A 4,601-nucleotide genomic window follows, 5' to 3' on the forward strand; every position below is an offset into this window, starting at 1 on the left:
TGTCAGCGGTTGGTGCGAAGCGAGGCGCGCGTTGCGCAATTTTCGGCTCGACCGGATGAGCGAAGTGGAACTTTTGGAAGTGCGCTTCGTGCAAGACGCTGAATTGCCAAACTTCGCCTAAAACGGTCCTTTCCGCCGGTGACAGAAACGGTTGAGTTTTGGCACATCCTGCGGTGCGGAGAAGGTCCGGAACAAGCCCTTGTTGCAACTTTCGGCGTCGCAGCATCAGATGCATTCAGGGTCATACAGTCACGAAAGGGAAACTGTTTTGAGCAGTAGGTTTGTATTGCTGACAGGGTGTTCTGGCGGCGGGAAATCAACTTTGCTGAAGGCTTTGGAAGATCGCGGGTTTCCGATAGTCCAAGAGCCAGGCCGCCGCATTGTTTCGGAAGAATTGGCCCGACAAGGCAAGGCTCTTCCATGGGTGGATATGAACGCGTTTGCATTGCGAGCAGTCAAAATGGCCGAGTCCGACTTGCAGTCCGCGCAACACATCGATGGCATTACATTCTTCGACCGTGGCTTGATCGACGCGGCGGTCGCCTTGGCTCATTCCGGCGGACCAACGATAGAGGAGACACTTGGTGAAACCCAAGCATACTGGAAGCGCGTTTTTGTGGTCCCCCCATGGAGGGAGTTGTTTGCCAATGACGCCGAACGGCGGCACAATTTCGATGCCGCTGTGCAGGAACACATCCACATTGAAAAGGCTTTGGACAAGCTCGGCTACATGAGAATTGAGTTACCCAAGGTGTCGGTGCAAAAACGGGCGGAAATGGTGTTGAAGGAGTGTGGCACGCTCTGAATTAAGGGGCTGCTTCGTCCGCTCATCCTACCTCCGATGTAAGATTTTTCCGTGGAATCCAACCGGCAGAACCATCCTGTAACCGGCAGAATACCCAGCCATGAGTTTCTTTTTCGCCCCTGACGACCTGGCCGGTCCGGCAGGTAAGTTCGGCAGCGGTGTAATCTTCGATTGCTACGAAGCCAGCGTTTGTTTTGCTGACAATCGTATCTGGTATCCAACCCTCTAAGCCGTTTGCCGCTTTAGCCCAGAGCCACATGTGACCATCCCAATTGTCCTGACGGCCAGTGAGATAAAGTGCTTCTCCGGCCTCGAACCGTATTGGATTCACGTAAGTGGCGTGCCAGTCCTCTTTGACCTTGAAAATCATCCTGCCTCTCTCGGGTCCAGCGACCCGAGACTGACACGGGCGGGTAATGCCCGCAACGTCCCGCATTGCTGACAATCAGTCAGGACAAAGACCTCACCTGCATTATGGTTGGCCGAAGTTCTCTCATTGTGAGCATTGTGAGTTCCCGCAAATTCTTTGGAATACGGAAGAAATTGTACAAATATCAATGGCATTGACGCCGAGGCACTCGCTTATCAAACGCTCGGCCCTTTTTCCTGAAATGCCTCGAACAGCGCCCTTATGCGCGCTGTCTGGCGCAACTCCATGGGTGCGAGCAGCCAGACGCCAATTGAGAAGGCAGGCTCTTCGGAGAGGCGGACCAGACAGGCTGAACGGTCACCCAAAGCGGATGGTACCAGACCGGCACCCACGCCAGCGTCGACCGCCCGATACATCATGAGTGGTGTCGGGACGCTGGCCTGTGGCCTTGCCGTAGGATGAGTTCGCCGCAACCATCGTCCAGCCGGCTGGCTGCAATCGCGATTGCCATACTCGAGCCACGCGATGGCGTCGGGATCGGCTGCTATGTCGGCACGCGCATAGGGATAAAAAACCAGTTGGCCGATCTCTCGACCATAGAGGTGGTCATCAGGCGCATTGGTGGCCCGCAGCGCCACCTCCGCCTCGCGCCTTGAAAGGCTGCGCAAATCAGAGCCGACGTCGAGGCCCAGTTCGATATGTGGGTGACGGGTTCGGAACCGGGCGATGAGCGGCAGGTATATCCAGGCCAGCACATCGACCGTCGTAAGCTTGATGTGACCGGTCAGACGGTGGTCACGGCCCGTAATCTCACGTTCCAGCCCCGCCAGTTCCGCTTCGATGCGCCGCGCGCTTTCGAGCAATCGCTCACCTTCGGGCGTCAGGACGATGCCGTCGTCGCGACGGTCAGCAAGGCGGGTGCCGAAATGCACCTCGAGCGCCTTGAGCTTCCGTGACACCGTGGTGTGCGCCACCCCAAGGAGACGCGCGGCACCCGTGAAGGTTCCGGCACTTTCAAGCGCTGCAATGATGGTCAGATCTGCTGATTGCATTGAACATTCCTGCACACGCAACGCGCATTCTTTCGCGTTGCTTCTGCAACAGTGAACCATGATGCTGGATGAGTAGCCAGTAGGGAAAATGCCGATGCTTGTTTCAATAGTCCTTCTCACCGCCGGGGCTCTCGTCTTTGTCTCGGCTGCCGTGCAGCATCTCAACACAGTCGGCTCGAAGGGGCTCGCCTTCGTCTTCACCGACCGTGCCGCGCCCCTAAGCCGAGACGGCTTTGCAGGCCGCGCCGCGCGCACGCTACAGAACAATCTGGAATCTGCAGGAATGGTTATGCCTGCAGCGACAATCCTGCTTGTGACGAACGCCGACAGTGCGGTGGTCAGTGGTGCGGCTTTACTATACGTCTTGGCACGGATTGGCTTCACGCTGAGTTACTGGAGCGGCATGAACGCGATGCGATCGATTTTCTGGGTCCTCAGCATGGCCACTATCGCCCTTCTGACCGTCAACGCGGCGTTGTCCATTTTCGCTGTCAGCGTGGCCTCGTCGTAGCAGATGGAAACGCAGTGTCGCAAAGACCCCCTTGCGACCATGCTGTCAGAATGGACTGGGTGCGCGCCAATTGGGATGATTGCCAGTAAGCCTTCGGCCGCTCTGAGCCCAAAGCGGGCTAAGACGGATACTTGCCTTGGGCAAGTTTTCCCGTGGCAGGATCAAGCGTGAAGCTTCCCCATGTATCCGCGAACGGGTCGTATGCCATGCCACGAACCTCAGCACCTACTTCGGAAACCGAGCGAATGCCGTCCCAGCCAATCCGTTCAGATTCCCAGAGCTTCCGACAACCACTATAGGCAATCGCGTGTGCCAGATCGAAAACAATCACCAAGCCTGCACTTCGGCTAAAGATCGATGCGCCGATCCAGTCTCTAGCGGTCAGGACGGCTGATTTTCCTGTCACATCAACAATGAAGTGGTTTCCGCCGCTGACGACGTGAGCACAGTCTGGCGCAGCTTGAGAGAACAACAGAGCATCGTAGTCCGTCTTCCCCTTTGCAAAATTTCCGATCCACTCGCCGTGAAAGTCGATCACCAAGCCTTCAGCGTGAGACCCAGTGCCATCGGCCGAGAAAGTCGTTGCCGGTGTGCCGTAGGCGGGTAGACCGGGCAGGATCTTAGGTGGCATCTGAAGGCCTCAATTTTACTCTCGTAACTGCATCCTAATAGAGCATGCTACGGCAGCTTTGTCCCGCAAAGCTGACGCGACTGACTTGGTCTTGTGGACCTTTACGCCGTGGGTGGTCCGATCGGCGCAATTGAGGCCTTTGCAGACGGTCGCACCTGAGTGCATACAATGGGCATGGCTTTGATAGTTTCCCCTCGCTTAATCGACCAACGGCTCCGCAACCGAATTATGGAGGTGTTGGAGGTTGTTGCTGCAGGAACTGCGGGGGTTCACAGCGTTGGTGCGTCCGAATTTTTTGAACTGTTCTATGATTTATTGCCATATGGAGAGAGAGGCAAAAACCGCTCTAACACCGCGATAAGCAATGCAGAATGGGCGGCTATAGGCACGGTTCGAAGTCTCATGGATGACGCTTGCGACAGCACCTCAGCCTGTATCCGAGAAGCAGATTTGAACTTGTCGGGGTGGCCTGACCGTATTCAGCCTGCCGCCGAAGCTGCGCTGAAGTTAATGTGGGAGCGGGGACGCTTTAGCGAAGACGTGGAAGAGGCCGTTCCGACCCAACAGGAATGACCGCTTCGTCCCGCATAGCTGCCGCACATGCTTCGGTTGAGCACCAATGCGAACGAGCCCTTTGCGGTCGTTCCCACATGGTGAAACGATTGGGTCAAATCTAAGAACTGGCGAAGCTTGGGCGTCAGCGAGCAACCAGATCTGCCCATTCCCTCAGGAACGCATCGCGTGTCAGATTGCCGGGCGAGCCGTCCGTGCGTTGCCTTGCCTGGGTCAGCCGGGCAAACACCAGCACTCTGTCGCCCTGCTGCGCCCAGCCGACATACCACCCCCATCCGCGCGCATAGCCAAAGCTTCGGTCGGGGTGGCGCGGATAGGCTGTGCCGGTCTTGCCGTGAATTATCCAGTCCTCGACATCGTGACGTTCGACAATTTCACGTGCATGGCGCAGCGCCTCGGGTCGCACGGGCAGAGCGTCACGCACCAATGCGCGCAGAAACGTGACCTGCTCTCGCGGAGAAATCAGCAGTGAGGACACGATCCACGCGCGTTCAAGGCCGTTGTCGAACCCTGCATCACCCGAGAAATCGGCCGTCCCATATCCGAAATTTTGCGCATAACGGGTCAGGGCCTCTGCCCCCATCGCCTGTGTGATCCGCTGCGAATACCACAGCACTGAGTATCGCATCCACGACGCCGGATCAGTGTCGCGCGTCCAG

At 57.1% G+C, this 4,601-nt stretch carries 8 protein-coding genes; 4 read left to right on the forward strand and 4 right to left on the reverse strand.

The genetic code is table 11. From position 1 onward, the window contains the following. A partial coding sequence (locus tag PUT78_RS23955) for a WYL domain-containing protein (protein ID WP_420793559.1) occupies nt 1–121 on the forward strand: 121 nt, incomplete at its 5' end. Between the two features lie 147 nt (nt 122–268). Further along, nucleotides 269–805 (forward strand): AAA family ATPase, encoded by a 537-nt coding sequence (locus PUT78_RS23000; RefSeq protein ID WP_274354556.1) that lies wholly within the window; start codon nt 269–271, stop codon nt 803–805. Between the two features lie 22 nt (nt 806–827). Here PUT78_RS23000 and PUT78_RS23005 read toward each other — a convergent pair whose 3' ends face one another. Beyond that, a complete protein-coding gene (locus PUT78_RS23005; RefSeq protein WP_274354557.1) occupies nt 828–1,175 on the reverse strand; it encodes an SH3 domain-containing protein in 348 nt (115 codons plus the stop codon). Nucleotides 1,176–1,390: 215 nt separating this feature from the next. Next, a complete protein-coding gene (locus PUT78_RS23010; RefSeq protein WP_274354558.1) occupies nt 1,391–2,227 on the reverse strand; it encodes a LysR family transcriptional regulator in 837 nt (278 codons plus the stop codon). Nucleotides 2,228–2,321: 94 nt separating this feature from the next. On the opposite strand from PUT78_RS23010, the gene PUT78_RS23015 reads away from it, so the two are divergent. Next, nucleotides 2,322–2,738 carry an MAPEG family protein gene (locus PUT78_RS23015; protein WP_274354559.1) on the forward strand — a complete coding sequence of 139 codons (417 nt, stop codon included), beginning with the start codon at nt 2,322–2,324 and terminating at the stop codon, nt 2,736–2,738. A gap of 118 nt (nt 2,739–2,856) precedes the next feature. Here the strand turns inward: PUT78_RS23015 and PUT78_RS23020 are convergent, their stop codons facing one another. Next, nucleotides 2,857–3,369, reverse strand: a complete 513-nt coding sequence (locus PUT78_RS23020) for a hypothetical protein (protein WP_274354560.1) — start codon at nt 3,367–3,369, stop codon at nt 2,857–2,859. A gap of 174 nt (nt 3,370–3,543) precedes the next feature. On the opposite strand from PUT78_RS23020, the gene PUT78_RS23025 reads away from it, so the two are divergent. Further along, complete coding sequence (locus PUT78_RS23025; protein ID WP_274354561.1) at nt 3,544–3,942, forward strand: hypothetical protein; 399 nt, start codon at nt 3,544–3,546, stop codon at nt 3,940–3,942. 124 nt (nt 3,943–4,066) lie between these two features. Here PUT78_RS23025 and PUT78_RS23030 read toward each other — a convergent pair. Beyond that, nucleotides 4,067–4,601 (reverse strand): penicillin-binding transpeptidase domain-containing protein (locus PUT78_RS23030; RefSeq protein ID WP_274354562.1); only part of this gene is annotated, 535 nt, incomplete at its 5' end.

It is taken from the genome of Roseinatronobacter alkalisoli (assembly GCF_028745735.1).
Lineage (GTDB): Bacteria > Pseudomonadota > Alphaproteobacteria > Rhodobacterales > Rhodobacteraceae > Roseinatronobacter > Roseinatronobacter alkalisoli.